The following is a 26,410-nucleotide window of genomic DNA, read 5'->3' as shown; positions in this document are numbered from 1 at the left end:
GGGGAGCGCCCGTGCCCGGCCACAGGTCCATCACCGAGGCGGAGAAGCTGGCAGAAGCCAAGCTCGGCGGCGCGGCCATCCGCCACGAACGCATGGCGGTCGTGGCCAACATCTACCGGGCCGCCTCCGCCGTGCGCCAGCACCTGGAGAACAGCGTGCTGCGCAAGGTCGATCTGACATGGACCGCGTTCGTCGTGCTGTGGGTGATCTGGGTCTGGGGCGAGTCGGAGACCCGCCACGTGGCAGAAGAAGCCGGGATCTCCAAGGGCACGCTGACGGGGGTGGCCCGCACTCTCGAGGCCCGCGGCCTCGTGGCGCGCTCCGCCCACCCGACGGACGGCAGGCTCGTGCTGCTGCGCCTGACTCCCGAGGGAGACGCACTCATGCGCCAGGTGTTTCCGGAGTTCAATGAAGAGGAGGCGTTCGTCTCCGACAGGCTCGACGACGATGCCTGCCGGAACCTCGCCGACGGGCTGCGCCAAGTCGTCCTCCAGGTCGAGAAGCACGGCGAGGAGCGCCGCCTGTCCTTGCTGGACGGCGCCCGGCCCGCCCCGCGACGCAGCGGCCGCCGACCGAAGGCGTAGCCCCTCCGCCACGTGCTGCGGCTATCAGTGCGGGCTTCCCGCGGCCCGCACGAGCGCGTCGAAGAGCCCCTGCTGGGCGGGGTCCTGGTGTGCCGTGTCCTCCGGGTGCCACTGCACTGCCGTGAACCAGCCGTCGTGGGAAGGCAGTTCGAGGCCCTCCACGGTGCCGTCGGCCGCGTGTGCGGAGGGTTCGAGGCCATCGCCGAGGCGGGCCACGCGCTGGTGGTGGTAGCAGGACGCCTCGGTCTTCTCCGCGCCGGTGGCCTGCTCCAGCAGGGTGCCGCGCCGGATCGCCACCGGGTGCACGATGTGCCGGTGCTCGAGGTCGGGGCCGCCCATGTCCTGTTCCAGGGAACCGCCGAGCGCCACGTTGACGACCTGGAGCCCGCGGCAGATCGCCAGCAGCGGCAGTCCCGCGTCGAGGGTGGCGCGAGCGGCCTCCAGGTCGAAGGTGTCCTGGAGGTCGTCGACGTCGTAGACGGCCTCGTGGGTGTCGGCGGCACCGTAGCGGTGCGGGGCGAGGTCGCCGCCGCCGGGGAGCAGCACGCCGTCGAAGCGGGCGAGCCGTGCGGCGGTGTCCGTCGCGGCGGGGTGGATGGTCACGGGTTCACCGCCGGCCCGCCACACGGCCTCGGTCAGGGCGCGCGCGGTGACCTCGGCGGCGTAGCGCAGGGCCGAGGTGGTGGCACTGAAACGGGCCGGGATCGCGATCAGCGGACGGGCGGGGGCGGTTGAGGAGGGTGGGGTCACAGCTGGATCCAGGTCGTCTTGAGTTCGGTGTACTTCTCCAGGGCGTGGACCGACTTGTCGCGGCCGTTGCCCGACTGCTTCATGCCGCCGAAGGGCACGGTCAGGTCCCCTTCCTCGTAGCAGTTGACCCAGACCGTGCCAGCCTTCAGCGCGCGGGAGACCCGGTGGGCGGTGGTCAGGTCGGCAGTCCACAGTCCGGCGGCGAGGCCGTAGTCGGTGGCATTGGCCAGCCGGACAGCTTCGTCGAGGTCGTCGAAGGTGAGGACCGACAGGACAGGTCCGAAGATCTCCTCGCGCGCCAGACGCATGTCGGGGGTCACGCGGTCGAGGACGGTGGGCCGCAGGTAGCTGCCACCCGGCCCGGCGGGCGCCCGGCCGCCTCCGGCGCGCAGCCGCGCGCCCTCCTCCAGGCCGTGGCCGATGTGTTCGAGGACGCGGCCGAGGTGGGCCTCGCCGACCAGGGCGCCCATCTCGGTGGCGGGGTCGAGGGGGTCACCGACCCGCAGTTCGCGGGCCCGTCGCACGACCGCCTCGGTGACCTGTTCCGCGATGGAGGAGTGCACGAGGAGTCGGGACGGCGCGGTGCACATCTCGCCCTGGTTGAAGAAGATGCCCCAGGCGGCTGTGGCGGCGGCCTTCTCCAGGTCGGGGGCGTCGGGCAGGACGATGTTCGGCGACTTGCCGCCCAGTTCGAGCCAGACACGCTTGAGGTTGGAGTCGGCGGCGTAGTGCAGGAAATGGCGGCCCACAGCGGTGGAGCCGGTGAAGGCGAGCACGTCGACATCGGGATGCAGACCGAGCGCTCGGCCCGCGGCCGGACCGTCTCCCGTGACCACGTTGAGCACGCCCGGCGGCAGGCCCGCGCGCGTGCCGATGGTGCCGAGCAGCAGCGCGGACACGGGTGAGCACTCCGACGGCTTCAGCACGACGGTGCAGCCCGCGGCGAGGGCCGGAGCCACCTTCCAGCCGGCGAGCGTGAGGGGGAAGTTCCAGGGCACCACCGCACCGACCACGCCCGCGGGTTCGCGGGTGACCAGGGCGAGGGCGTCCGCCGGAGTGTGCGGGGACTCGTCGGTGAGCTTGTCGGCCAGTTGCCCGTACCACCGGAACGTGCCGATGACGGCTCGGAGTTCGATGTCGTACGCGTCGGTGATCGTCTTGCCCATCTCCAGGCTGACGGTCAGGGCGAGCCTCTCCCGTTCCTCTTCGAGGAGGTCGGCGATGCGCAGCAGCGTCCTGCCGCGCTCCGCGGGGGCCATGCGTGGCCAGGGGCCGGTGTCGAAGGCGCGGCGGGCGGCGGTGACGGCCGCGTCCACCTCTGCCTCGCCCGCGTCGGCGACCTGGGTGAGGATCTGGCCGTCGCGGGGAGAAACGGCGGCGAACGCACGGCCGCCACCGGCCTCGTCCTTGCCGTCGATGTGGTGCTGCTGGGGCAGGGCGAGATCCTTGGCCCTGCGCACCAGTTCCTCATGGGTGACGTCGAACATGCACCCTCTCCGTTCGGTTGGGCTCGTGTGCTGTGGCGTGGTGCCCGCAAAGGCGTCGAAGGGTCACCGCGAGCGCCGCAGCGGAAGGGACTGCAGGTCCTCCCCCACCACGACGTGGCCGCTGAAGCCCTTGCCTGCCCGGCGCTGCCACGACCCCTTGCTCACCAGGGCGGGGTTGGCCGGGACGAGGTGGGTGAGGACGAGCGTGTCGACCCCCGCCTGTTCCGCGAGGGGGCCGATCTCGGTGACGTCGGTGTGCGAGACACGCAGGTGGTCCAGGAGCGCATCGCTCAGGTCGGCGCTCTTGTAGAAGTCGATGTCGATGACCTCGTGGACGAGGACGTCGGCGCCGCGGGCCAGGCGCACGATGTTCTGCGTGGCGGAGGTGTCGCCGGAGAAGACGACGGACCCGTCGGGGGTGTCGAAACGGTAGGCGTAGGAGGGGAAGACGGGGCCGTGCGGCACCAGCACGGCCGTCACCTTGACGGTGCCGTCGTCCATGACGAGGAACGGGTCCATGTCGGGTGCGGTGGGGCCGAGCGGGTCGGCCCCGACGGCGGGCGGCTCGATCTCGTGGACCCGCATCAGGTCGCGGACGTCGGGGATGCCCGAGTCGCGCATGAAGACGTTGGTGCTGTAGGCGAAGGCCTCGATCTGCTTCGTCATCAGCGTGGCGAGTCCGGGCGTCGGGTCCTTCGGGGCGACGGTCGCGACATGGCCGCCGCCGAACTTCGGGGGCAGCGCGCCGGCGGGGCCCGGACCGTAGAGAGGGACGGGGCCGGTGACGCCGTCGTTCTCGTCGTTGCCGCCGAAGCCGGGGAGGAGGAAGAAGTTGTACAGGTCGCTGATGTGGTCGGCGTGCAGGTGGGTGATGAAGGCCGACGTCAGGTCCTGATAGCGCAACCCGGCCGCCAGGTACTGGGAGACGGCGCCGCGACCGGCGTCGATCAGGTGGACGCGGCCGTCGACGACCAGGGCCGAGGCGATGCCCATCCGGCCGGGCTCGGGCGGCGGGCCGCCCGCGGTGCCGAGGAGAACGAGCCGAGTTCCCTTCCGGGGGTGGGCGGGTGCGGCCGCCGCTCGCCCCGCGGCGAGTGCCGGCAGGGCGAGGCCGGCCGCCGCGGCGGCGGCTCCGCCCAACAGGCCACGCCGCGGCACTGACCGCTCACGGTCGGCATCGGCGGCACAGCACGGCAGAGCGGGGGTGGTGTTCGTCATGCGGGATGAGGTCCCTTCTGCGTCACAGAGATGCGGGGGTGCCGTGGACGGGGCGGCCTTCGAAGACCGTGAGGAGGACCTCGGTGGCGCCCACCTCGCCGGTCGGAACCTCGAAGAGGTCGCGGTCGAGGACGATGAAGTCGGCGGACTTGCCGGGGCGCAGCGTGCCGACGCGGTCGGCCAGGCCGCAGGCCTCGGCGCCGGCGAGGGTCATGAAGTGCAGGGCGGTGGGCAGATCCACCGCCTCCTGGCCGTGCTGGAGGATGCCCTGCAGGGCCGGGAACAGGTTCGGGTCCTGGGTGAGGATCCAGTCGGAGCCGACGGTGACCCGGGCGCCCGCGCGCTGGAGGGTGGCGAACTTGAACCCCTCTTTCAGGCCTGCGAATTCGGGTTCCGGCCGGTGCCAGAGCGCCGGGGACATCTCCGCGACCGCCTTGAGTGTGGCGAAGCGGGGCAGGTCGGCGGGGTCGACGAAGCCGCAGTGGGCTATCTCGTGGACCGGCCCGTCGGGCCCATTGGCCTTGCGGGCGGCCTCGACGGCGTCCAGGGCCACGCGGACGGCCCCCTCGGCCGCGCAGTGGATCTTGACGGTGAGGCCGTCACCGTCGAAGCGGGTGAGCGCCTCGACCAGTTCGTCCGCGGGGATCACCAGCCAGGTGTCGTCCACGCTGCCGTCGGGGCGCAGCCCGGCGTGCGTGTGATGCGGCGGCAGCGGGGCGCCGTCGAGCCACAGCTTGACGAAGCCGGTGCGCACATGGGCGGTGGCGTAGGAGTCACGATCGGCGATGCGGCGCTCCAGTACCTCGGCGCTCGCCATTCCGAACCCCTCCTCGCGCCAGACGAGGTGCGCGGCGACATGGGCGGTGAGGTCGCCTGCCGCGTCCAGTTCGCCGAGCGCACGCAGCTCCTGACCGGAGGCGGAGGCCTCCTGGACGGAGGTGATGCCGTACCGGTTGGCGACGGAGACGGCCCAGCGGACCGCCTCCCGGTAGACGGCGGGTTCGTGTTCGGGGACGGCGCGTTGGACGGCCCAAGTGGCCCGTTCGACCAGTTCGCCGGTGGGTACTCCGGTGTCCGGCCGACGCAGGATCCGGCCGCCCTCCGGGTCGGGGGTGTCGGCGTCGATGCCCGCCAGTTCGAGGGCCCTGGCGTTGGCGAAGCCGTGATGGGCGGTGTAGTCGTGCAGGTAGATGGGCCGATCGCCATAGGCGTTGTCGAGGAAGGCGCGGTCGGGGGCGGCCTCGGGGAAGGCGTTCGGATTGATCTCTCCGCCGACGATCCATCCCTCGCGGCCGGGCAGTTGGTGTCCGCCGCAGCCGCAGTCGGCGAGGCCGGCGAGGATGTCACGTTCCTCCGCGTCGGGCCGCAGACGGCACTCGTAGCGGAACTTGAGCCCGCTGAGCAGCAGATGGATGTGGGCGTCGTGGATGCCGGGCATGACCATCCGGCCGCCCAGGTCGACCACGTGCGCGTCCGGCCCGGCGACCGAGCGCACCTCCTCGTCGGTGCCGACCGTCGCGAGTTCGGCGCCGTGGGTCAACAGCGCCTGCGCCCAAGGGCGTTCGGACTCCCCGGTCCAGATGCGGCCGTTGAGGTAGGCGACGCGCTCCACGGGCGGGGCGGGGGCAGGGCCGGGTGCTGTCGATGACGTCATGGTGTGTCCGTCGGTTCGGCTCATGTGCTCGGCTCCGCCCTGCGCGTCCTGGACCGCGTCAGCAGGGCGACCGCCACACCGAGGAGCAGCACGGCCGGCACCGTGGCCTGGAGCCACAGCGCGGTGCTGCGGCTGCCGCCGATGAGCGTGGTGAAGTTCTCGATGATGAGCCAGATGGCGCCGAGGATGCCGAGCGCTCCCAGCGCGGGCGCGACGAGTGTGTTCCACACCCGGGCGTCGGCCCGGGTCCTGCGGAAGAACACGACGACGGACACCGAGGTGAGGAAGTACAGCAGCATCATCCCGAGGACCGCGACGCCGCTGAACCAGGAGAACAGCGTCAGGACGGGATCCTTGCCGAGGACCGCGAAGGGCAGCACCAGCACGAGCGCGATCCCTGTCTGCGCGACGCCCGCCGCCCAGGGTGAGTGACGGCGGTTGACCGCGGTCAGCGCGTGCGGCAACAGCCCGTCGCGGCCGAGCGAGAACAGGTAGCGGTTGGCGGAGTTGTGGAAGGCGAGGATGCCGGCGAACAGCGAGGTGGCCAGCAGGATCGGGAGCACGTCGTTGATCCAGCCGCCGAACTGTGCGGCGATCGGCGCGAAGACGAACCCGGACGAGTCCCCACTCGCCAGCGCCTTGCCCGCGTCGCCCGTGACCCCGGACGCCCCGTGCGCGGACACCAGCATCCACGTGGTGAACGCGAAGAACCCTGTGATCACCGCGACGGAGAGATAGGTCGCCCGGGGCACCGTCCTGCGCGGTTCGCGGGCCTCCTCCCCGTAGATGGCGGTGGCCTCGAAACCGAACATCGACGCCACCGCGAACATCAACGCCACCCCCGGAGCCCCCTGCAGAGCGGCGGACGGGGAGAAGCTGTCGGCGAATCCGAGGCCCTCGGGACCGCCCCCCTTGAAGAGGGTGACGAGGGCGAACACGATCAGAATGCTGAACTCGGCCAGCACGAACACGGCGAGGATCTTGGCGCCCATGTCGATGCCCGCGGCGCCGAGCACCTGGACCACCGCCATGGTGACAAGCACCAGGAGCCACCACGGCACATGGAGACCGGCGTAGTGCTCGACCAGGCCGCTGAGCGTCGCGCCGTACAGGCCGTACATGGCGGCCTGGATGGTGCAGTAGGCGAAGAGGGCGACGGCGGCGCTGCCGGAACCGGCCGCGCGGCCGAGGCCCTTGCCTATGTACGTGTAGAAGGCGCCGGAGTCGACGACGTGGCGGCCCATGGCGACGAAGCCGACCGAGAACAACAGGATGACGACACCGGCGGCGACGTAGGCGGCGGGCGCGCCCGCACCGTTGCCGATGCCGACGGCGATGGGTGCGGCTCCGGCGATGCCGGTCAGCGGGGCCTGGGCGGAGAGTACGAAGAAGAGGATGCCCAGCACCCCGAGGGAGTTGGGCTTGAGCTTGCCTGCGCTGGGAGTCTCAGGAGAAGTCGGCGTGACGACCGCCGTCTGCGCTTCCACTCGGATCACCTGCCGGGACGAGGAGGGAGAGGGGAGGAAAGAGGGGGAGGAATTTTGTTTCGACTCAAACGAGATGCCTCATCGTCGACCGGAACTATCCGATTGACAAGGGGTTGGGACGGCTTTCGCTCGCGAACTCCCGGCCCAGGCACGGGGAAACAACCCAGGCCCCCGCCTGTGAGCGGCGGGGACCTGGGCTGACGTGACGACTCGGCGGGGCCGGGGGCCGCCGCGGGCGCTTACTCCTCTTCCGCGCGCATGCTCAGCAGCGCACGCAACTCCTCGAGGGCGGCCTCGGTGACCTCCGGCTCGTCCAGCACGAGCTGGTGCAGCACCAGACCCTCGAACGCCGCGAACACCAGTCGTGTCAGAGCGGGTGACGCGCCCTCCGGGAGGATGCGGGCCAGCTCCCGTTCCGTCGCCGCGAAGTACTCGCCGTACAACTCACGGATCTGCGGCAGCAGTTCGGGCCTGCGCTTCGCCTCCAGCATCAGCTCGTACTGGAAGATCTGCATGCCGGGATCAGCGGTCACCATGTCCGAGAGCCCGGTCACGAAGTCCGAGACCTTCCCGGTGCCCGGCTCCAGCGCGCTGGTGCTGGCGCTGGAGCGCACGGTGTGCTCCAGCGCCGCCGCGATCAGCGCGTCACGCGAGCCGAAGTGGTGCACGACGAGCCCGTGGGTGACTCCGGCTTCCTCGGCGACCGCGCGGTAGGTGAGCTTGCGCAGCCCGCCCCGCGCCACCACGCGGACGGCGGCGCCGAGCAGCGCCTCCCGGCCGGTCCCGTAGTCCACCCGCTTGCGGGTTTTGGCGGCGGGCTTGTCGGAGGAATCGCTCATGTCGGCGACCCTACCGGCACACCCGTGGCGTGCAGGGCCCGTCCGCGGGCGTCACCGCTTCGGCGGCCTGATGCCGCGGAACTCCCAGTCGCCGCCGAGCGCCGTGGACAGCACCTCCTCGGACTCGGTGGGCTGGGCGCCGACGTCGGCACGGACGGCGGTGGGTCCGGTCACGATGTGGTTGGTGAGCCGGCCGAGCCCCTCGACCTCCACCTCGACGACGTCACCGGGCGCGACCGGGCGGGAGTTGGCCGGTGTGCCGGACAGCAGGACGTCGCCGGGGTACAGGGTGATGGTGCGGGCGATGTCGGCGACGAGGTAGTGCATGTCCCACTTCATCTCGTCCGTGGAACCGTCCTGGACGACCTCGCCGTTGACGTACGTGCGCAGCCGCTTGCCGCGGAAGTCCCAGTCGGTGACCAGGCCCGGACCGAGCGGGCACAGGGTGTCGGAGCCCTTCACCCGGAGCATCGAGCCGGCGTCGGTGTCGCGGAAGTCGTGCAGGCCGTAGTCGTTGGCGACGGTGTAGCCGGCGATGTACTCGCCCGCGTCGGCCGGGGCGATGTTGCGGGCGGTCTTCCCGATGACGATGGCGACCTCGCCCTCGTAGTTGAGCCACTTGCAGCCGTCGGGGCGGACGACGGCGCCCTTGTGGCTGTTGAGCGCGGAGGTCGGCTTGTGGAAGTACGTGGGGGTGTCGGGCAGGCCGATCCGGAACTCGTCGACGCGGCTGCGGTGGTTGAGGTGCACCGCGATCACCTTGGAGGGGACGACGGGCGGCAGGTGCCGGGCCTCGTCGGTCTTGACGCGGCGGCCGTCGCCCGCGACCAGTTCGTCGCCGTCGACGGTGACCTGGACGGCGGCGCCGTCGAGGAGGATGCGGCGGTACTCAGAAATCTCAGCCATGTGCGGTCTCCTGTACGCGAGCGGGGGTGGGGGCCGTGGACGTCCAGCCGTCGGCCGGGCGGTCGAACCAGAGGTGGACCTGGCCGGTGCCGATGGAGTTCTCGTACGCGCCGTACTGACGGCCCTTGGCGGTGCAGGCCCGCTCACCGAGGGCGCCGGCCATCATCAGGTAGTGGAAGAACTTCGCCTCCGGCCTGTACCTGGCGAACTCGTCCATGGTGTCGAGGACCTTGTCGTGGCGGCCCTCCTTGAACCAGGCGATGCGCTCCTCGTCGGCGGCGCGGGCCTCGGGGGTGAAGATGTGCGCGGGGTCGCTGGACTCGTGGTCGCGCAGTTCCCGCAGCGGCCAGAAGGTGTGCGACAGGGCGCCCGAGGCGATGAGCAGGACGCGGCGGCCCGGCGTGGCGGCGATGCCGTCGGCCAGGGCGCGGCCGAGCCGCAGATGGTCCTCCATGTCACCGGTCTGGCAGACGCCGATGGTGACCCACTTCTTGTCGGGAAGGCCCTCGCCGAGGAACTTCCAGAGGTTGATGGTGGCGTAGTAGATCGGCAGGTACGGGTCGGCGATCGGGGTGATCCAGGTGCCGTGCTTGTCGGCGAACCGGGCGATGTTCGCTGCGAGTTCGGGATCGCCGGGGAAGTCGTACGGCATGCGGCACATGCCGCGCGGCAGCTCCTCGGAGGTGAACAGGCCCGCGCGCCGGTCCTGCGCGGTGACGACGAACTCGACCGTGGTGGCCCAGTGGGAGTCGAGGACGACCACGGTGTCGTAGTCGTCGCGGTCGAAGACGTCCGCGCGCAGCTGCTGGAGGCCGGTGACGAGGGTGATCTCCTTGCCCTCGTTCAGCTCCAGGCGGTCGGCCTCCGGGAGCACGATGGTGGGTACGTGGGCGAGGAGGCCCGCGCCGACGATGTCACCCATGGGCGCTCCAGCCCTTCGGCGCGGTGACGGTGTTCTTGAGGTCGCAGTAGAAGTCGAAGCTCCAGGTGCCGCCCTCGCGGCCGACGCCCGACTGACGGGAGCCGCCGAAGGGAGCCTGGAGGTCGCGTACGAAGAAGCAGTTGACCCAGACCGTGCCCGCGACGAGCCGGGCCGTGACACGGTCGGCGCGCTGCCGGTCGCCGGTGGCGAGGGTCGCGGCCAGGCCGAAGCGGGTGTCGTTGGCGAGGCGGACGGCCTCGTCCTCGTCGGCGAAGGTCTGCAGGGTCAGGACCGGGCCGAAGACCTCTTCCTGGACGATCTCGGATTCCTGGGCGACGCCGGTGAGGAGGGTCGGGGCGTAGTAGTTGCCCTCGCCGCGGGTGCCGCCGAGGACGGCGCGGGCGCCGGAGGCGAGCGCGCGCTGCACGAATCCGTCGATCTTGTCGAGCTGGCGGGGGTGGATGTTGGGGCCGATGTCGGTGGCCTCCTCGCGCGGGTCGCCCTGCTTCAGCGTGGACGCCTTGGCGACGAACCGGCGGGTGAACTCGTCGGCGACGGAGTCCTCCACGAGGAGACGGGTGGCGGCGAGGCACACCTGGCCCGCGTTGTCGTACTGCTCGACGGCGAGGTCCACGGCCAGGTCGAGGTCGCTGTCGGCGAACACCAACAGGGGTGACTTGCCGCCGAGTTCGAGGCTGAGCGGGGTGAGGTTCGGGGCGGCCTGCCCGGCGATGTGCCGGGCGGTGGGCACGGAGCCGGTGAAGCTGACGCGGCGCACGTCGGGGTGGGAGGTGAGCGCGCCGCCGATCTCGGACCCGTAGCCCTGGACGATGTTGAGGACGCCGGGCGGCAGGCCGGCCTCTTCGGCGATGTCGGCGAAGAGCGACGCGGTGAGCGGGGTCCACTCGGCGGGCTTGAGGACGACCGTGTTGCCCGCGGCGAGGGCGGGGGCGAGCTTCCAGCTGGACAGCATCAGCGGCGCGTTCCACGGCGTGATGAGCACGCAGGGGCCCGCCGGGTCCCAGGACACGTGGTTGGTGTGTCCCCGTGTGTCGAAGTCCTCGTGGCCGAGACGCTCGGTCAGCCAGTCGGCGAAGAAGCGGAAGTTGTGCGCGACGCGGGGCATCACGCCGCGACGGTGGGAGCGAAGGAGGGCGCCGTTGTCGCAGGTCTCGACGAGAGCAAGCTCTTCGATGCGCTTGTCGACGCCGTCGGCGAGGGCGTGCAGCAGTCGGGCGCGCTCGGCCGGCGGGGTGGCGGCCCAGGCGGGGAAGGCGGCCTTCGCGGCGGCGATCGCGGCGTCCGCCTCGGCCTTGGCGCCGCGGGCGATCTCGCCGAGTACGGCGCCGTCGATGGGTGAGACGTCGGTGAAGGTGTCTCCGGAGGCGGACGCGACGCGCGCGCCTCCGATGTAGTGGCGGGTGTCGACCGGGACGCCGGCGACCGTGACGGTGTGTTGCTCAGTCATGTGCGGGGGCTCCTGACGAGGACGGATGCGGTGGTTGCGCCGGAGGGCTCTACTCGGCGCCCGAGGTGCCGGACTCCAGGAGCCGACCGCCGTCCCACACGACGCCGACCTGCCGGTAGTACGCGGCGATGGGCTCGCGGATCTCCAGGCGGGCCAGCTCCTCCGTCGGGGCCTCGAAGAGCTCGAGGTCGGCGTCGCCGGTCCAGGCCTGGCCGCCCTCGAAGGACGCGGCGCCGGACTCGATCAGCTCGTCGAGGGCGAGTCCCTTGCCCTTCTCGATGGAGGGCAGCCAGCGGTGGTGTGCCATGGGGTGGGCGTTGACGAACCCGTTGGTCTCGGACGGCTCGCGCAGCGTGACGACGGCCTGGGCCAGACGCCGGTCGGCGGCGGCGATGGTGGCGCCGAAGCGGGCACCGGCCTCGATGCGCGGCGCGGGCCCGTAGGGGTGCGGGCGGGTCTGGTGGATGGAGCCGAGCTTCTTCGGGTAGCCCTGGTGCAGGCCGCGGGCGACGGCGAAGTCCTTGTCGACCCAGATGTACACGCAGCGGGTGTAGGTCTGCCCCTTGTACTGGCAGCGGACGACAGCGAAGGCCTCCTTGTACTGGGCGAGCACCGGGTCGAGCAGCTCGTTGCCTTCGGCGGAGCAGGACTGCCAGTCGGCCCAGATGAGGGCGACGGCGCCGGGGTCCTCGTCGGCCAACTCCAGGGGTTCCGGAAGCAGTTCGCGGACGCGGGCCGGGTCGGTGCGGTACTCGACGGTGAGCAGGTCGCCGGAGTAGCGCCACGGCGGTGAGGGGATCAGCGAGGACGCGCCGGTCGCCGTCTTGGGGTGGAAGTATCCACGGACACTGGTCACTTGGGGTCCTTAGGAAGCTCTCGGTGTTTCTTAGGCGGTGAGTACGGGCTGCTTCATGAGTTCGGCGCGACAGCGGGCGGCAGCGGCGGCCGCCGCCCTCCCGCCGAGCGCGACGACGCCGACGAGGCGTCCGCCCTGGTGGTATCCGGCGAGCACGTCGCCGTCGGGGTCGCCGTCCAGGACGCGCACGTCGTCCTTGCCGAGGGCCGGGGCACCGAAGGACTGGAGCCGGAAGTCGTGCTGGTCGCTCCAGAACGTGGGAAGCGGCGCGAACGGTTCGGCGGGAGCCTCGGCGCCTGCGAGGTGGGCGGCGAGCACCTTGGCGGCGTGCTTGGCGGTGTCCGTGGGGATGGACCAGTGCTCGACGCGGCGGGGGACGCCGTCGTAGCGGGCGTTGGGGAAGCGGGCGACGTCGCCGACCGCGATGACGTCGGGGCGGCCACCGGCGCGCAGGTGTGCGTCGGTGCGGACGCCGTCGGTCAGGTCGAGGCCGTTGCCTTCGAGCCACTCGGTGTTGGCGACGGAGCCGACCGACTCCACCACGACGTCGGCAGGGAGCACGGTGCCGTCGGAGAGGGTCACACCGGACACCCGCTCGTCGCCCTCGAAGCCGGTGACACCGGTGCCGAGCGCGAAGCGGACCCCGCGCTCCTCATGGCGTCGCAGCAGGGACCGGGCGAGCAGTTCGCCGAGGGGGCCGACCATGGGCAGCGGCATCGGGTCGACGACGGTGACCTCGGCGGCCCCGAGCGCCACGGCGGTGGCGGCGACCTCGCAGCCGATGAATCCGGCCCCCACGACGACCACGCGCGCTCCCGGCCTGGTCAGGTCGCCGCGCAGCGCCCGGGCGTCGTCGAGGGTGCGCACGGTGTGCCGTCCCGCCGTCGGCCCCGGGCAGCGCAGGCGGCGCGGGCGCATGCCGGTGGCGACGACGAGGCCGCTGTAGGCGAGGGTGTCTCCGCTGTCGAGAGCGACCGTACGGCCGTCGAGGTCGGCGCGGAGAACCTTGACGCCGAGGCGCCATTCCACGTCGGCGACCGCCGGCCTGGGCCTGAAGGCGAGCGATGCGAACGGGGCCTTGCCCGCGAGGACTTCCTTCGACAGGGGCGGCCGGTTGTACGGCATGTGGGGCTCGTCCCCGACGAGGGTGACGGGGCCCTGCCACCCCGCGGCGCGGAGCTGTTCGGCGGCGCGCAGGCCGGCCATCGAGGCGCCTGCGACAACGATCGGGGCGGTCACCGGCTCAGGCCTCGATCCGGATGGCCTGGAGCGGGCACACATCGGCCGCTTCCTCGACCTCGTCGAGGAGAGCATCGTCGGGGTCAGGGACGTAGGCGAGACGTCCGGCGTCATCGAAGCTGAAGACGTCCGGTGCGGCGAATACGCACTGGCCGTGGTCCTGGCATTTGTTCATGTCGACGACGACCTTCATGGCGGGGCCTCCTGATGCCGAGGGAGCGTCTGATACCGAGCGGGACGTCGCGCTCCACGACTGGCGCCTGCATCGCCCCTGGCTCGTTTGACTTCAAACAACATAGGAAGTGAGCACCCCCTGGTCAATACCTATCCGCCTGGATAAATTTCTGCGACGGAACCCTTGCGGGGAACCACCGGGCCTCCATACCGTTTGCAGCCAAACGAGCGAACGGCCCGCCACAGCAGCGCAGTTCGAGGCCGCCCCTCCCCCTCCACTCCCGCAGAGGAGACCACGGTGAGCTCAACCGACACCCCTCCCGTCCGCGACCACATGGCCCGGCTCGCCGCCGAGGGCATCGACGTGGTCCGGGTGACCTATCCCGACCTGATCGGCACCGACCGGGGCCGGGAGGTCCTGCTCGACCATCTGCCCGCGGTCTGCGACCACGGCCTCGCCTTCTGTCGCGCCGTCTACCACACCAGCCCGCAGGGCGACGTCGTCGATGTGTCCGGCGGCCTGGACGCCGGCCTTCCCGACATCTGCGTACGGCCCGACCTCGACACCCTGGCCGCCCTGCCGTGGGAGCCCGGCGTCGCCACCTGCCTCGGCGACGTCACCGACCCGGCCACCGGAGCGCCCGCGCCCGAGTCACCGCGCGACCTGCTGCGCGCGGTCGTGAACCGGTGCGCGGAGCACGGCCTGCACCCAGTGGTCGGCCCCGAGCTCGAGTACTTCCTGTGCGAGCCGAGCCCCGAATCGCCGCAGGGCTGGCGCCGCTACAGCGATGCCGCGGGTGTCGTCTACACGGCCGGCCTGCGCGCGGACGGCGACAACCACCTGCTGCGCACCCTGCGGCTGCTGCGCGACCTCGACATCGGTGTCAGCAACGGCAACCACGAGTTCGACGGCGGGCAGTTCGAGATCAACCTGACCCACTCCGAGGCCATGGACGCCGCGGACCGCTCCTTCCGCTTCAAGTCGGCGATCAAGGAACTGGCCCGCAAGGAAGGCCGGTTGGCCACTTTCATGGCCAAGCCGTTCAACGGCGTCGGCGGCTCGGGCTTCCATCTGCACCTGTCCTGCACCGACCCCGACGGCGGCAACGCCTTCGACGACCCCGCCGGCGCGCACGGCCTGTCCGCCACCGCACGGCACGCGATCGCCGGCGTCCTCGCCCACGCCCCGGCGCTCGCCGCCCTCGCGAACCCGACGGTCAACTCCTACAAACGGTTCGGCCCCGACACCCTCGCACCGTGGCTGATCGACTGGGGCCTGGACAACCGCAGCGCCATGGTCCGCATCCCGCCGGAGCGCGGCAGCGGCTCCCGCATCGAACTGCGCCTGGGCGACGCGAGCGCCAACCCGTACCTCCTCATCGCCGCCACCCTCGCCGCCGCCCTGCTCGGCGTGCTGGCCGCCGAGGAGCCGCCCGCCCCGCTGGAGGGCTACGGCTACGACACCGCGCAGTCCACCCTGCTGCCGCAGACACTGCCCGCCGCGCTCGACGCCCTGGAGGCCGACACCGCGCTCGCGGAGCTGCTCGGCAAGGACTTCACCGCTTCCTACCTCTCGTACAAGCGCGACGAGGTCGCGCGCTTCCAACGGCACGTCACCGACTGGGAGTTCACCGAGTACGCCTACCACCTGTGACGCCACCGCACCCGTGAGCCGAGGAGGCCGCACACCATGACCATCACCCCCGACCAGATCGCCGGAGCCGCCGTCGAGCCGCTGCCGCTCGCCGACGTCAACCTGGCCGACCTCGACAACTTCACCGACGGCATCACGCCGTACCGCATGTTCCACACCCTGCGCCACGAGGACCCGGTCCACTGGCAGGACGAGGAGGCCCCCAACTCGGGCTTCTGGGCCGTCACCAAGCACGCCGACATCGCCCGCGTCGACCGCGACGCCGAGACGTTCACCTCCACGAAGTTCACCAACCTCGAGGAGGTCGACGAGGACCAGATCAAGAAGCGCGCCTCCATCCTGGAGCTGGACGGCGTACGCCACCGCGCGATGCGCAGCCTGCTGCAGCGCCAGTTCGGCGCCAAGGTCATCAACAGCTACACCGACTTCCTGCGCGGCCTGACCGCGAAGACGCTGGACGCGGCGCTCGCCAAGGGCAGCTTCGACTTCGTCAAGGAGGTCTCCGCGGACTTCCCCATCAACGTCCTCGCCCGCCTCCTCGACGTCCCCCCGGAGGACAACCAGCAGCTCATCGACTGGGGCAACCGGATCATCGGCAACACCGACCCGGACTACGCCGACGTCCTGCTGGAGAGCGCGGAGAGCGAGAAGTACCGCGACCTGCCCTTCCGCTCCCCCGCCTCGCTCGAGGTCTTCGAGTACGGGCGCGAGCTCGCGCGGCAGCGGCGCGGCGGCGAGGGCACGGACCTCGTCTCCCGCCTGGTCAACCAGACCCCGCGCGACGGAGTCCCGCTCTCCTCCCAGGACTTCGACAACTACTTCCTGCTCCTGGTCGTGGCCGGCAACGAGACGACCCGGCACACCATCACGCACTCGATGCTGGCCCTGCTCCAGCACCCCGAGCAGCTGGCCCGCCTCCAGGAGGACCCCTCGCTCATCCCCACGGCGGTCGAGGAGTTCCTGCGCTGGGCCTCGCCCGTCTACCACTTCCGCCGCACCGCGACCCGCGACGTCGAGCTCGGCGGCAAGCAGGTCAAGGAGGGCGACAAGGTGGTGATGTGGTACGCGTCCGGCAACCGCGACGAGGACGTGTTCACCGACCCGTACGCCTTCGATGTCACACGCACCGACAACGACCACGTCACCTTCGGCAAGGGCAGCCCGCACCTGTGCCTGGGCAATCTGCTGGCCCGCACCGAGGTCCGGATCATGTTCGAGGAGCTGGTCCCGCGGCTCTCCTCGATCCGGCTGACCGGCGACGTGCCGCGTGTGCGCTCCAACTTCGTCAACGGCATCAAGAAGCTGCCGGTGGAGGTCACCCTTGCCTGAGCCGTCCGTGCCCCGACGCCCGCGCCTCACCCTCGTCCTCTCCGAGAACTGGACGATGACCGGCGGGCGCTGCGATCTCGATGCTGTCGTGCGCTGGGCGCGGGAGGCCGAGGACGCCGGGTTCGACGCGGTGATGCTCAGCGAGCACATCGTGCTGGGCCCGGACGCCGGGGCGAACGGTGTGATGCCGAACCCCCGCGAGTACGCGCTGCCCGGCAACCAGCCCCCGGACACACCGTGGCCGAACTCGATCGTCCTGCTCTCCGCGATCGCCGCCGTCACCGAGCGGATCCGGCTCGCGGCCGCGGCGATCCTGGCCCCGCTGCGCCACCCACTGCTGCTCGCCAAGGAGCTGGCGACGCTCGACCTGCTCTCGCACGGGCGCCTGGTCGTGCTGCCGACGGTGAGCTGGAGCCGCGACGAGTACGCGGCACTCCAAGTCCCCTTCGAGCACCGCGGCAAGCTCCTCGACGAGCACCTCGCGGCCTGGGCGGAACTCTGGAAGCCGGGCCCGGCGACGTTCGAGGGCGACTTCTACCGCTTCCAGGACGTGCACCTGGAACCGGGCCCGTACCGCGAGGGCGGCCCCCAGCTGTGGTTCGGCGGCTCGACGCTGCACGACGCGCTGCTGCGCCGCATCGTCCGCCACGGCCACGGCTTCAACCCACTGGGCCGTCCGGCGCCCGGCGAGATGGACAAGCTGGCGGCGGCGATGGCCGAAGCGGGCCGCGACATGCGGGAGCTGGAGCTCATCGGCGGTACGCGCGCCGTCTTCCCCTCTCCCGACGCGAGCGCCGACCTGGACCGGGCGCTCGCCGCGATCCCGGAGCAGTGGGCGGCGGGCTTCACCAACTTCTGCGTCAAACCGTCCCAGTTCACGGACGACCCGCGGGGCGTGGGCGCGTTCTGCCGGGAGGTGGTGCGCAAGGTGGACCGGCTGGTGTGACTGCCCGTCCGCTTGGCACACCGCACATAGGCGGCAAGCCTGGCGTTGCCGCACAGCCGAAGACAAGACAGGGGGCATCTGACGTGCGCGCGCTCGTCCTCATGCACGACCACGTGACGGAGCCGGGCCTGATCGGGACCCGACTCATGGAGCGCGGATACGACCTCTCCACCGTCACGGTCGTGCCCGCGGACCACTACCGCGAACCGAACGTGCACTTCGACTTTCCCGACGCCGACGGCTGGGACCTGGTCGTGTCCCTGGGCGCGCCCTGGTCGGTCTACGACGAAGCCGCCGTGGGCAATTGGATCGACGGCGAACTCGCCCTGCTCCGCAAGGCGCACCACTCGGGCATTCCGCTGCTCGGCGTGTGTTTCGGCGCGCAGGCCCTGACCACCGCGCTGGGCGGCTCGGTCGAGGCGGCACCGAGCCCGGAGATCGGCTGGTCCCGAATAGACACCGACGACCCCTCCCTGATCGCGGACGGCCCATGGTTCCAGTGGCACTACGATCGCTGCGTCATGCCACCGGAGGCCATCAGCGTGGCACACAACGAGCTGTGCACTCAGGCCTTCCGGGTCGGCCGCAGCCTGGCCGTCCAGTTCCATCCGGAGATCACCGCGTCAGTCGTCGGCAAGTACCTCGACAACGACGGCAGGGAGCAGTGCCTGCGGCACGGCGTGGACCCCGACGAGCTCCTCGCCCAGAGCCGCGCCATGGAAGCAGCCGCACGGGACAACACCAACCGCCTCGTCGACACGTTCCTCGACCGGGCGGCAGAGGCTTCAACGTGAACGCCTTGGGCAGAGGCATCGCCGCGGAGCCGGGGCGCGTGGTCGCCCCTCGGCGCCGGGCGCGCAACCAATGCCCTTCACCACCATGGGCCCCACGTCCGCGTCGGCATTGAGGACTCGATGTGGATCGGCCCCGGCCGGCTTGCCGCGATTTCCGGTCCGCATTCGTTCTGGACCGGAAATCGACGGCGCTACCCTCCGGCCGCACGCGGCTTCCGCCGCCTGTCAGACCCCCGCCGGACGGCCTCCCCCTCGGGTCAGCGCGTAGCCTCCGATGCCCGCCAGCGCCGCGAGCACCGCGCCCGCCGCCGTCCACAGCCAGCGGCTCGTCCACCAGGTCGAGGACCAGCCGTCCGCCGGTGCGGCCTGCTCGGCGGAGGTGGTCGTGCCCGGGACCAGCGGGGTGGACAGGCTACCGTCGACCGCCGCGGCGCCGCCCATGTCCTTCGAGTGGGCCTCCATCGACGCCGTCACCGGCCGGCCCAGGTCGGCGTCGGCGAGCGAGGTCGTCGTGAGGCGGACGTAGTAGGTGCCGGGCAGTGGGTCGTTGCTCCAGGCGTCCGCCGAGGCATGCACCGTGCGCAGCGTGCAGGCGAGTTCCACGCGGTTCGCCCCGGCCTCGACGGCGCGTGCCTGCATGCCGTACTGGCAGGGCTGGCGGCGCCGCAGCCCGTCGTAGACGTCGATGCGCCAGGTCTGCGCGCCGTGCCGGGTCTTCGGTTCGGGCAGCTCGACGGTCGCCTTCACCGTCGGGCGCTGACCGGCGTCGGCCGGGAACGACCAGTACAGGTAGTCGCCCGTCGACGCGCTCGCCGTCGCCTTCTGGTCCTGCTGCGTCTGCGCCGCCGTGCGGAACGATGTACCTGCCTCGGTCGGGGCCTTCTGGGCGGCGTCGTCGCCCTCGTCCGCGGTGGCGGGTCCGGCCAGCGCCAGCAGTGCGGCAGCGGCGCCCAGGAGACCGCCGGCCAGCCGTCTCGTACATCCCAACTGCGTTGCGAACTGCATCAGTTCGTCCTCCAAACAGCGACACGCCAGCGCGAGAGCCAGCCCCAGATCACACCTGCGAGGAAGCCGACCACCAGCAGGGCGGCCAGCAGCCACCAGCCGTTGCCGAGCCCGAACGCGGCCACGTCGGACGCCTGGTCCGGGCCGTCCACCAGGTCGACCGTCAGCTCGACCGGCAGGCCGGGCGTCGTCTTCACCGAGGCGGGCGCGGAGAAGGAGTTCGAGACCTGGAGGCAGACCGACTCCGCCTGAGTCTCGTCCGTGTCGTCGTCCTGCTCGGGCTTCGGGTAACGCAGGCCTGTCGAAAGGACGTCGGTGCGCCCGTCACCCGCCTCCTGCCCACGCACGATCTCCCGGCCGCGTGTGGTGACTGCGCGCAGAAGCACCCCGTAGTCCTGGTTGACCGCACGGTCGGCCGCGACGCTCACCGAGGCGCGCAGCTCCTGCCCCGGTTCGACGTCGACGCGGTAGAAGCGGTGTTCGCCGAACTTCTCGCGGTCGGTGTAGAGGCCGGCCTTGAGCTGCGGCGCGTCGGCGCACTGGGCGGCGCCGTCGACAGCCACGGGTGTGGCCACCGGATCGGCCGCCCGGTCGACCAATTGGCCGACCTTGTCGGAGAGTTGGTTCTTGTGGTGCACGGCGGTGTAGGTGCCGCCGGTCGCGTCCGCGATGCAGGACAGCTGCTCGCGCGTCTTCGCGTCGGCGACGAGCCCGAGGGTGTCGATGGTCAGGCCGATGCCCTTGGCGGCTATCTCGCGGGCCACCTCGCAGGGGTCGAGCGGCTGACAGGTGTCCTCGCCGTCACTGATGAGGACGATGCGCTTGGCGCCGTCGCCGGACGTGAAGTCGTCGGCGGACTTGAGCAGGGCGGGACCGATCGGCGTCCAACCGGTGGGCTGCAGCGTGGCCACGGCCGTCTTGGCCTCGGTACGGTCCAACGGGCCGACCGGGTAGAGCCGCTCGGTGTCCTTGCAGCCCGTTTTCCGGTCGTCGCCGGGGTAGTTGGCCCCGAGCGTCCTGATCCCGAGCTCCACCTCGTCGGGCGTCGCGTCGAGCACCTCGTTGAACGCCTGCTTCGCCGCGGCCATCCTGGAGCCGCCGTCGATGTCGCGGGCGCGCATGGATCCGCTTGCGTCCAGGACGAGTTCGACCTGGGGCGCGGGTCTTTCGTCGGCTCCATCGGCGTACGCCTGGGTGGGCGGCAGGCCGCCGACGGCGAGGGCGGCGACCAGAGCACACAGGCCCGCCGCCAGCCGTTGTTTGATGATCATCGGCGGATCTTATGGATCTTGAGGGGAGAAGACCAAAACGAGCGTGCAGCCATCCATCACCGACCTGTGCAGCCGGGCGGAGAGCCAGAACTGCCAGCGGCCGGCAATACCTCAAGAACGCGTGCGGTAATACGAGGCCAGGGCGGTGTTGAGGACGACGGCCACGGTGAACCAGAGGGACGGAAGCCGCTGCCCGAGCGCAATCAGGGCCAATGCGGCGGCACCGAACACCACGGCCCTCGCGCCGAGTTGGGCGGCATACGGTATCGCGAACCGTGCTTTCGGCGCCGCGAACATCGCCCAGAGCACGGCAGCGCCGAGCGGCGCGGCCACGGCAAGAGCGAGGGATCCCGCCCACCCGACGTTGCGGGTGAAGCCCCACCAGGCCAACAACCCGAGCGTCAGCACCTCCAGCAGGAAGGCAATTCCCTCATTGACGAGGAAGAAGGCACGGACGGCCGACGGCATCGGAGTAGTCATGGGGCCACTTTCATGCGTGTGCACGGAAGGGTCCACTCCGATCGGCGCGGTCTCGAACGACGGCCTCGTAGGCGAGGACCGCGACGGCGGGAGCCGTGCCGCCGATGCGCGGCTACGGAGCTCCGTTCGCAGTGCGTCGCCGCCGGCACGGCGCTCCATCCGGTAATGCGCTGGCAGGAATCCCAGGCGTGGTCCCGTACTGGCTGCCCCGAATCCCCCTCCCCAGACCCCGCTACGTCCCACCCCGCCCCTCCCTCTCGAAGCGCCCCGCATACACACACCGGATCAACCCGGCGAACGCGTCCGGGTCCTGCAAGGGGAAGAGGTGGGTGCCGGGGACATGGGTCAGGTGGGCCGGGGTGCCGGTGCGGCGGACGGCTCGTAGGAAGGCGCGTTCGTCCTGGCGGAAGAGGAGGTCGCGGTTTCCGTTGACGAACTGGGTCGGTGTGCGCAGGCGTCCGGCCAGGCTCAGGAAGTCGACGCGGCGCAGTTCCTGGACGGCCTCGCCGAAGGCGTGCCGGGCGAAGCCGCCGGCGAGGACCGCCTCGGCGCACTCGGGGGCGGTGTGGCGGCGGAAGAGGCGTGCGTTGGCCGCGTCGCTGCGTTCCTCGGTGCGGCGCGCGTCGATGCGGGCGGCGGCGGAGTAGGCGAGCGCCTTCCAGCCGTGGGGTTGCGCGGTGGAGCCGCAGAGCAGCAGCCCGCGTACGTGCTGCGGGCGGGCGGCCGCGTGGGCCATGGCCACGTAGCCTCCCAGGGACATGCCGACGACCAGCGGCCTCCGGCCGGTCGCGGTGTGCGCCTCGGCGACGGCCGCGCCGAGCGCCTCGACCGCCGAGGCGAGGGTGAACCGCCCGTCGCGGAACGCCCCGTGGCCGGGCAGGTCCGGGGTGCTCACCCTGACGTCGGGTGCGAGTCGCTCGGCCAGTGGGGTCCACATGGAGGAGGACAGGCGGATGCCGTGCACGAGCACCACCGCGGCGGCCGCCCCGTCGCTCCCGAACACCCGCAGCCCCCGCCGCGTCATGCCGCGCTCCGCGGTCCGGTGAGCGGCGTCCCGCCGGGCCGGGCCGTGACGCCCCGCAGCAGCGCCGTCGTCCGGTCCAACGTCGCGCGGGCGCCCGCGTATTGGGGCCGGTGCAGTGAGCGTGCCGCCTGCCCGGTGAGGAAGCAGCCGGGTGTCACGACGGCCGCGTCCATGGCGACGAACACGGTGCGCAGGGCCTGGTGCACCAGCGTGCCGTGGCTGGCCATGTGCCCGGTCACCACGGGAAGCACGGCCTTGCCCGCGAGGGCCCGGCGGGGCAGCACGTCGAGGAATGCCTTGAGCAGGCCGGAGTACGAGGCCTTGTAGACGGGGGTGGCGATCACGAGGCCGTCGGCGGCGGCCAGTTGGGCCGCGGCGGCGACAAGCCGGGGGTGGCCGGCGTCCCCGTGCAGCAGCGCCTCGGCGGGCAGCTCGCGCACGGCGAGGTGCCGGATCGCGTGGTCGTCCTCTCTCAGGCGCGGGACGACGTGCGTGAACAGGACGTGCTCGGTGGTGGAGTCCGGCGAGGGGCTGCCGGAGACGGTCAGGAACGTGGCCATGGCGGGTCGTCACCTCACGAGGGACGGTGGATGTGGTGTGTGGGGTCTCAGATCGCCGCGCCGGCTCCGGCGGGGGCGGGCTGCGAGTGGGGCGGTGGTGTCAACTCGTGGGCCTGGGCGCGGTCGTAGCCGCGTCGGTCGTAGAAGTGCGATCCCAGCAGGCCCAGTGCCACGGCGCCGAGCGCGTAGGCGCCGGTGACGAGCCATGCGGTGGTCAGCTGCGGGGTGTCGCTGCCGAAGAACAGCAGGGTGCGGATGCCTTCGACCGCGTGGCGAGCGGGCAGGAGGCTGCCGAGCGTGTCCAGGTGTGCGGGCAGGGCCTCGGGCGGGATGGCACCGCCCGACAGCGGGATACCGACCAGGGTGACCACGAGCAGAGCCACGACCTGGCCGGGAGCACCGAACACGGCGAACAGCGCGAGGGTGAGCAGGGTGACCGCGGCGCAGACCGCGCCGCAGAACACCACCAGCAGGCCGGGGGCCTGCGGGGACAGGTCGGTGCCGGCCCGGCCGACTTCCGCGACCACCGCCCCCGCGGCGAACCCCATGACGGCGCCGATGACCGCCTTGGCGAGGAACGTCGAGGAGCGGGCGATCCGGACCACGGGCAGCAGCAGTCGGCGCGGGCCGATCTCCAGTGGGAGGTAGCCGAGCCGGGCGTCGACGAACATGGTGAGCAGCGACGCGGGCAGCAGCCCGGAGATGAGCAGCGCGACGGCCAGGTACAGCGGCACCGTGCCGCCGGAGGGAGCCGAACCGGTGTCCTTGGGCTGCTGTTCGGCCGTGATCCGGAGCGGGTCGCGCAGCAGGGCGAGGAAGCCGGCGCCGGCGTGTGCCGGCTGTGTCCGGGCCCGCTCGGGGGTGCCCGCCGCGGTGGGCCCGGCGGCTGCCGCGGCCTTGGCGGCTGCCTCGGTCGCCGCCTTGTCGGCCGCCTTGGCCTGGGCGATGAGGCGCTCCCCGAGCTGTTCGGAGGCCGCCGCGGCGGTGCGACGTGCCGCCTTGTCCGCCATCGACGCGGCCATGCCTCCCACGCCCTGGTGGCTGAGGACGGTCACCGATGGGCGCCGGGCGGACGGTCCGACGGCCAGCAGGGACAGCGAGCTGGCCGTGAAGTTCGGGGGCAGGGCGAGCACGGCGTACGCGTCCTGCTTGTCCAACGCCCTTTCGGCGTCGGCCCGTTCGGTCACGACGGTCCACCGGACCCGGTCGTCATCGGCCGCGGCCCGGGTGATGCCGCGGACCAGTTGCGCGCCGAGGTTCACGGTCGTGCCGTCGGCGGTCCTCGCGCCCTCGTCCTCGGAGAGGAGGACCAGGGGCAGCCGGTGCAGCTGCCCCTCCGGGTCGCTCGCCGGGCCCAGGTAGCTGATGGTGCTCAGGGCGGCGAGCAGACAGCCCACCACCGCGACCAGCCAGGTGCGCGGCTGCTTCCAGACGGTGCCGGCTCGCATGTCGGTGTCGCCTTTCGTCATCGGGTGCGTCATCGCGGGCCTCCCGCCGCCGTGGCCCGGTCCACCGGACGTACGAGTCCCAGGCGCCGGCGCAGGGTGTGCGCCTTGCGGTCCGCCGGGGGCGGCAGGAGCCCGCGCTCGCGCAGCAGGGGCAGGGTCAGGCGGGCGAAGACCTCCAGTGAGGCCGGCCCCGCGGGAAGGTCCAGGAGCAGTCCGTGCGGCTGCTCGGTGCGGATGGTCTTCTCCAGCAGGTCCGCGTTCTCCTCCGCGGCGGCAGCGGAGCCCGTCGCGGGCAGTGTCACCGGCGTCAGGCGTGGCACATGGGTGCCACCCTCCTCTGCCGCCACGTGATAGTCGGCGTGCGTCCCGGCCGACGGGGTCCAGGCGGTCAGCAGCACGGGGTGACCCTGGGGCGGGCGGGCGATGTTGAGGGGGCCCGCGACCCGGTAGTGCGTGCCGTGGTGGTCGAGGGGGTGCACGGCCTCGGGCCGGAAGTAGCGGCCGCTCGCGCGGTCGTGGACGAAGGCGTCGTCGTCGAAGCTGTCCCACAGGCCCGTCAGGACGGTGAGGTACTCCTCGGCGCGTGCCTGTTCGGCCCCGGTTCCCCCGTCGTCTCCTGCCTCCTCGTGCGGGGCGAGTCCGGCCCACTGTTCCGCCGGGTTCGCCCGCGGGTCGAGGAGGAGGCCGGCGCGTCCGGCGGACAGGATGTCGAGCGTCGCGAGTTCGCGGGCCAGGTGGAACGGCTCGTAGTACGCCGTGGAGGCCTCGGCGACCAGACCGAGCGCGACGGTGCGGGCGGCGACGACGGCGAGCACTCCGGCGGGTTCGACGGTGGCCGGGTCCGCCGGGTCGCCGCGGCGGACGACGAGGGCGTCGAGTCCAGCGCGGTCGGCGGTGACCGCGGCGTCCGCCAGTGCCTGCAGGCCCGTTCGTGCGGGCTTGCTCCGGACGGGCGCCGCCACGGTGGCGGGCAGCGCCGCGAACAGCCGTATCGGAGCGGGGTGTTGGTCACACATGTGCGCCTCCCGCGGCGAGCGCGTGCTCCGGCAGGCCGAGGTTGCGGCGCAGGCCCCCGCCCTCGTAGGAGTTGGGGAAGAGTCCGCGGCGCCACAGTTCGGGGACGACGTGGTCGACGAAGTCGACGAGCGGTCCTGGCAGGTAGGGAAACGAGATCATGAATCCGTCGGCGGCCCGCTCCTCGTACCACTGCTGCATGTGGTCGGCGATGTGCGCGGGTGTGCCGGCGACGATCTGCCCGGTCAGGAAGTGCTCGGCCAGGCCGCGGATCGTCAGGTCCCGCTGCCGCGCCATCCCGATCAGCAGGTCGCGCCTGCTCTCGCTGCGATCGGTGGGCGGGATGTCGGGGAGCGGCCCGTCCAGGTCGTGTCCGGACAGGTCGATCCCGAGGTTCTCGCGCAGCCACTGCAGCGCGACGTCCTGGTGGACCAGGCCGCGCAGGGTCCGCAGCTTCTCCTGGGCCTCCGCCGCACTCGCGGCGACCATCGGCCACAGCGTCGGCCAGATCTGTACGTGTTCGGGGCGCCGGCCCGCGGCGCGGACGCCGTCCTTGACCTCGGCGTAGAAATGGCGGGCTCCGGGCAGGTCGCGCTGGTCGGTGAAGACGACGTCGGCGTAGCGGGCGGCGAAGGCCCTGCCCGCGGTGGAGGCGCCGGCCTGGAAGAGCACGGGGTGGCCCTGCGGGGGCGGCGCGATGCCGGGCCCGCCGCCGTGGTGGGCGGCGTCCCACAGCTGCCTGACCTCGTCGACGACGGCGGCGGCCCGCTGGTAGCGCAGGTCGTGGGTGAGCGGGCGGCGGCCGAAGTTGGCGGCCTCCTGCGGCAGGACGGAGGTCACGATGTTCCAGCCGGCGCGCCCCGAGGACAGCACGTCGAGGGACGCGAAGCGGCGGGCCAGCTGGTACGGCTCCCAATAGGTGGTCGAGCCGGTCGCGACGAACCCGATGTGTTCGGTGGCTCCGGACAGCCCGGCCAGCAGGGTCATGGGCTCGAAGTGGTCCGCGCGGGCGGAGCGGTCGAGGCCCTGCCCGGCGCCCCAGGGGGCCAGCAGATCCGGGCGGAAGACGGCGTCGATGCGGCCGCGTTCCAGCTCCATGGCGAGCAACTCGTGGAACGGGTAGTCGAGTTGGCCGGAGGCGTTGGCCTGCGGGTGGCGCCAGCCGGCCCAGTGGCCGCCGGATCCGTGCAGCAGTACACCCAGCGCCAGACGGCCGGGCGGCGCGTGCAGCATGGCAGTGGTCCCCTCGTCTTGTACGTGTCGTCGTGTACGGGTGGTGGATGGTGTCTCCTGTGCGGCGG

25 protein-coding genes are annotated in these 26,410 nt (G+C 71.8%); 5 read left to right on the top strand and 20 right to left on the bottom strand.

The window, feature by feature from the left end; genetic code table 11:
- Window positions 1-11 precede the first annotated feature (11 nt).
- The gene (locus tag ACZ7L4_RS12340; RefSeq protein WP_472101653.1) at window positions 12-584 is read left to right on the top strand and encodes a MarR family winged helix-turn-helix transcriptional regulator; all 573 of its coding nucleotides are present in this window, start codon (window positions 12-14) and stop codon (window positions 582-584) included.
- 24 nt (window positions 585-608) lie between these two features.
- Here the strand turns inward: ACZ7L4_RS12340 and ACZ7L4_RS12335 are convergent, their stop codons facing one another.
- The 12 genes from ACZ7L4_RS12335 to ACZ7L4_RS12280 form a co-directional block, all read right to left on the bottom strand.
- A complete protein-coding gene (locus tag ACZ7L4_RS12335) occupies window positions 609-1,334 on the bottom strand; it encodes a gamma-glutamyl-gamma-aminobutyrate hydrolase family protein (RefSeq protein ID WP_472101652.1) in 726 nt (241 codons plus the stop codon).
- A complete protein-coding gene (locus ACZ7L4_RS12330; protein ID WP_472101651.1) occupies window positions 1,331-2,821 on the bottom strand; it encodes an aldehyde dehydrogenase in 1,491 nt (496 codons plus the stop codon). Before ACZ7L4_RS12330 ends, ACZ7L4_RS12335 begins: the two co-directional genes overlap by 4 nt.
- A 63-nt stretch (window positions 2,822-2,884) precedes the next feature.
- Entirely contained in the window at window positions 2,885-4,039 is a 1,155-nt protein-coding gene (locus ACZ7L4_RS12325; RefSeq protein ID WP_472101650.1) for an MBL fold metallo-hydrolase, read from the bottom strand.
- Window positions 4,040-4,061: 22 nt separating this feature from the next.
- Window positions 4,062-5,717 (bottom strand): amidohydrolase, encoded by a 1,656-nt coding sequence (locus ACZ7L4_RS12320; protein ID WP_472101649.1) that lies wholly within the window; start codon window positions 5,715-5,717, stop codon window positions 4,062-4,064.
- Complete coding sequence (locus ACZ7L4_RS12315) at window positions 5,714-7,180, bottom strand: APC family permease (protein ID WP_472101648.1); 1,467 nt, start codon at window positions 7,178-7,180, stop codon at window positions 5,714-5,716. The genes ACZ7L4_RS12320 and ACZ7L4_RS12315 overlap by 4 nt, the downstream gene beginning before the upstream one ends.
- Before the next feature lie 239 nt (window positions 7,181-7,419).
- On the bottom strand, window positions 7,420-8,019 hold the full coding sequence (locus tag ACZ7L4_RS12310; RefSeq protein ID WP_472101647.1) for a TetR/AcrR family transcriptional regulator: 600 nt from the start codon (window positions 8,017-8,019) through the stop codon (window positions 7,420-7,422).
- A 51-nt stretch (window positions 8,020-8,070) separates the two neighbouring features.
- Entirely contained in the window at window positions 8,071-8,916 is an 846-nt protein-coding gene (locus ACZ7L4_RS12305) for a fumarylacetoacetate hydrolase family protein (protein ID WP_472102022.1), read from the bottom strand.
- A 1-nt stretch (window position 8,917) separates the two neighbouring features.
- Entirely contained in the window at window positions 8,918-9,847 is a 930-nt protein-coding gene (locus tag ACZ7L4_RS12300; protein ID WP_472101646.1) for a 3,4-dihydroxyphenylacetate 2,3-dioxygenase, read from the bottom strand.
- On the bottom strand, window positions 9,840-11,315 hold the full coding sequence (locus ACZ7L4_RS12295) for an aldehyde dehydrogenase (RefSeq protein ID WP_472101645.1): 1,476 nt from the start codon (window positions 11,313-11,315) through the stop codon (window positions 9,840-9,842). The genes ACZ7L4_RS12300 and ACZ7L4_RS12295 overlap by 8 nt, the downstream gene beginning before the upstream one ends.
- A 49-nt stretch (window positions 11,316-11,364) precedes the next feature.
- Window positions 11,365-12,171, bottom strand: coding sequence for an acetoacetate decarboxylase family protein (locus ACZ7L4_RS12290; protein ID WP_472101644.1), 807 nt, complete (start codon window positions 12,169-12,171; stop codon window positions 11,365-11,367).
- Window positions 12,172-12,201: 30 nt separating this feature from the next.
- Window positions 12,202-13,410, bottom strand: a complete 1,209-nt coding sequence (locus ACZ7L4_RS12285) for an NAD(P)/FAD-dependent oxidoreductase (protein WP_472101643.1) — start codon at window positions 13,408-13,410, stop codon at window positions 12,202-12,204.
- A 4-nt stretch (window positions 13,411-13,414) separates the two neighbouring features.
- Window positions 13,415-13,603 (bottom strand): ferredoxin, encoded by a 189-nt coding sequence (locus ACZ7L4_RS12280; RefSeq protein ID WP_472101642.1) that lies wholly within the window; start codon window positions 13,601-13,603, stop codon window positions 13,415-13,417.
- Between the two features lie 279 nt (window positions 13,604-13,882).
- On the opposite strand from ACZ7L4_RS12280, the gene ACZ7L4_RS12275 reads away from it, so the two are divergent.
- The 4 genes from ACZ7L4_RS12275 to ACZ7L4_RS12260 all read left to right on the top strand — a co-directional run bounded on the left by ACZ7L4_RS12275 (window position 13,883) and on the right by ACZ7L4_RS12260 (window position 18,307).
- Window positions 13,883-15,238 carry a glutamine synthetase family protein gene (locus ACZ7L4_RS12275; RefSeq protein ID WP_472101641.1) on the top strand — a complete coding sequence of 452 codons (1,356 nt, stop codon included), beginning with the start codon at window positions 13,883-13,885 and terminating at the stop codon, window positions 15,236-15,238.
- 36 nt (window positions 15,239-15,274) lie between these two features.
- On the top strand, window positions 15,275-16,567 hold the full coding sequence (locus ACZ7L4_RS12270) for a cytochrome P450 (protein WP_472101640.1): 1,293 nt from the start codon (window positions 15,275-15,277) through the stop codon (window positions 16,565-16,567).
- Window positions 16,560-17,513: a TIGR03619 family F420-dependent LLM class oxidoreductase gene (locus ACZ7L4_RS12265; protein ID WP_472101639.1), complete on the top strand. Its 954-nt coding sequence runs from the start codon at window positions 16,560-16,562 to the stop codon at window positions 17,511-17,513. Before ACZ7L4_RS12270 ends, ACZ7L4_RS12265 begins: the two co-directional genes overlap by 8 nt.
- 83 nt (window positions 17,514-17,596) lie before the next feature.
- Window positions 17,597-18,307, top strand: a complete 711-nt coding sequence (locus ACZ7L4_RS12260) for a type 1 glutamine amidotransferase (RefSeq protein WP_472101638.1) — start codon at window positions 17,597-17,599, stop codon at window positions 18,305-18,307.
- 225 nt (window positions 18,308-18,532) lie between these two features.
- On the opposite strand, the gene ACZ7L4_RS12255 is transcribed toward ACZ7L4_RS12260, so the two are convergent.
- From ACZ7L4_RS12255 to ACZ7L4_RS12220, 8 genes are all read right to left on the bottom strand, one after another.
- Window positions 18,533-19,312: a hypothetical protein gene (locus ACZ7L4_RS12255; protein WP_472101637.1), complete on the bottom strand. Its 780-nt coding sequence runs from the start codon at window positions 19,310-19,312 to the stop codon at window positions 18,533-18,535.
- Entirely contained in the window at window positions 19,312-20,583 is a 1,272-nt protein-coding gene (locus ACZ7L4_RS12250; RefSeq protein ID WP_472101636.1) for a VWA domain-containing protein, read from the bottom strand. The genes ACZ7L4_RS12255 and ACZ7L4_RS12250 overlap by 1 nt, the downstream gene beginning before the upstream one ends.
- Window positions 20,584-20,694: 111 nt before the next feature.
- Entirely contained in the window at window positions 20,695-21,063 is a 369-nt protein-coding gene (locus tag ACZ7L4_RS12245) for a YrdB family protein (protein ID WP_472101635.1), read from the bottom strand.
- A 232-nt stretch (window positions 21,064-21,295) separates the two neighbouring features.
- The gene (locus ACZ7L4_RS12240) at window positions 21,296-22,087 is read right to left on the bottom strand and encodes an alpha/beta fold hydrolase (protein WP_472101634.1); all 792 of its coding nucleotides are present in this window, start codon (window positions 22,085-22,087) and stop codon (window positions 21,296-21,298) included.
- Window positions 22,084-22,647, bottom strand: a complete 564-nt coding sequence (locus tag ACZ7L4_RS12235) for an NAD(P)H-dependent oxidoreductase (RefSeq protein ID WP_472101633.1) — start codon at window positions 22,645-22,647, stop codon at window positions 22,084-22,086. Before ACZ7L4_RS12235 ends, ACZ7L4_RS12240 begins: the two co-directional genes overlap by 4 nt.
- A gap of 47 nt (window positions 22,648-22,694) precedes the next feature.
- Window positions 22,695-24,095, bottom strand: a complete 1,401-nt coding sequence (locus ACZ7L4_RS12230) for an ABC transporter permease (protein ID WP_472101632.1) — start codon at window positions 24,093-24,095, stop codon at window positions 22,695-22,697.
- A gap of 29 nt (window positions 24,096-24,124) precedes the next feature.
- Window positions 24,125-25,111: an LLM class flavin-dependent oxidoreductase gene (locus ACZ7L4_RS12225; protein ID WP_472101631.1), complete on the bottom strand. Its 987-nt coding sequence runs from the start codon at window positions 25,109-25,111 to the stop codon at window positions 24,125-24,127.
- Window positions 25,104-26,342, bottom strand: coding sequence for an LLM class flavin-dependent oxidoreductase (locus tag ACZ7L4_RS12220; protein ID WP_472101630.1), 1,239 nt, complete (start codon window positions 26,340-26,342; stop codon window positions 25,104-25,106). Before ACZ7L4_RS12220 ends, ACZ7L4_RS12225 begins: the two co-directional genes overlap by 8 nt.
- Window positions 26,343-26,410 lie beyond the last annotated feature (68 nt).

Source organism: Streptomyces sp. NPDC107575 (assembly GCF_055657265.1).
This window is presented reverse-complemented; position numbering and strand designations above follow the sequence as displayed.

Excerpts from the sequence above, each read along its gene's own strand:
- ACZ7L4_RS12300 (WP_472101646.1), bottom strand. The coding sequence starts at position 9,847 with ATGGGTGACATCGTCGGCGCGGGCCTCCTCGCCCACGTACCCACCATC.
- ACZ7L4_RS12220 (WP_472101630.1), bottom strand. The coding sequence starts at position 26,342 with ATGCTGCACGCGCCGCCCGGCCGTCTGGCGCTGGGTGTACTGCTGCAC.
- ACZ7L4_RS12245 (WP_472101635.1), bottom strand. The coding sequence starts at position 21,063 with ATGACTACTCCGATGCCGTCGGCCGTCCGTGCCTTCTTCCTCGTCAAT.
- ACZ7L4_RS12235 (WP_472101633.1), bottom strand. The coding sequence starts at position 22,647 with ATGGCCACGTTCCTGACCGTCTCCGGCAGCCCCTCGCCGGACTCCACC.
- ACZ7L4_RS12330 (WP_472101651.1), bottom strand. The coding sequence starts at position 2,821 with ATGTTCGACGTCACCCATGAGGAACTGGTGCGCAGGGCCAAGGATCTC.
- ACZ7L4_RS12320 (WP_472101649.1), bottom strand. The coding sequence starts at position 5,717 with ATGAGCCGAACCGACGGACACACCATGACGTCATCGACAGCACCCGGC.
- ACZ7L4_RS12270 (WP_472101640.1), top strand. The coding sequence starts at position 15,275 with ATGACCATCACCCCCGACCAGATCGCCGGAGCCGCCGTCGAGCCGCTG.
- ACZ7L4_RS12250 (WP_472101636.1), bottom strand. The coding sequence starts at position 20,583 with ATGATCATCAAACAACGGCTGGCGGCGGGCCTGTGTGCTCTGGTCGCC.
- ACZ7L4_RS12230 (WP_472101632.1), bottom strand. The coding sequence starts at position 24,095 with ATGCGAGCCGGCACCGTCTGGAAGCAGCCGCGCACCTGGCTGGTCGCG.
- ACZ7L4_RS12325 (WP_472101650.1), bottom strand. The coding sequence starts at position 4,039 with ATGACGAACACCACCCCCGCTCTGCCGTGCTGTGCCGCCGATGCCGAC.
- ACZ7L4_RS12225 (WP_472101631.1), bottom strand. The coding sequence starts at position 25,111 with ATGTGTGACCAACACCCCGCTCCGATACGGCTGTTCGCGGCGCTGCCC.
- ACZ7L4_RS12280 (WP_472101642.1), bottom strand. The coding sequence starts at position 13,603 with ATGAAGGTCGTCGTCGACATGAACAAATGCCAGGACCACGGCCAGTGC.
- ACZ7L4_RS12310 (WP_472101647.1), bottom strand. The coding sequence starts at position 8,019 with ATGAGCGATTCCTCCGACAAGCCCGCCGCCAAAACCCGCAAGCGGGTG.
- ACZ7L4_RS12240 (WP_472101634.1), bottom strand. The coding sequence starts at position 22,087 with ATGACGCGGCGGGGGCTGCGGGTGTTCGGGAGCGACGGGGCGGCCGCC.
- ACZ7L4_RS12255 (WP_472101637.1), bottom strand. The coding sequence starts at position 19,312 with ATGCAGTTCGCAACGCAGTTGGGATGTACGAGACGGCTGGCCGGCGGT.
- ACZ7L4_RS12295 (WP_472101645.1), bottom strand. The coding sequence starts at position 11,315 with ATGACTGAGCAACACACCGTCACGGTCGCCGGCGTCCCGGTCGACACC.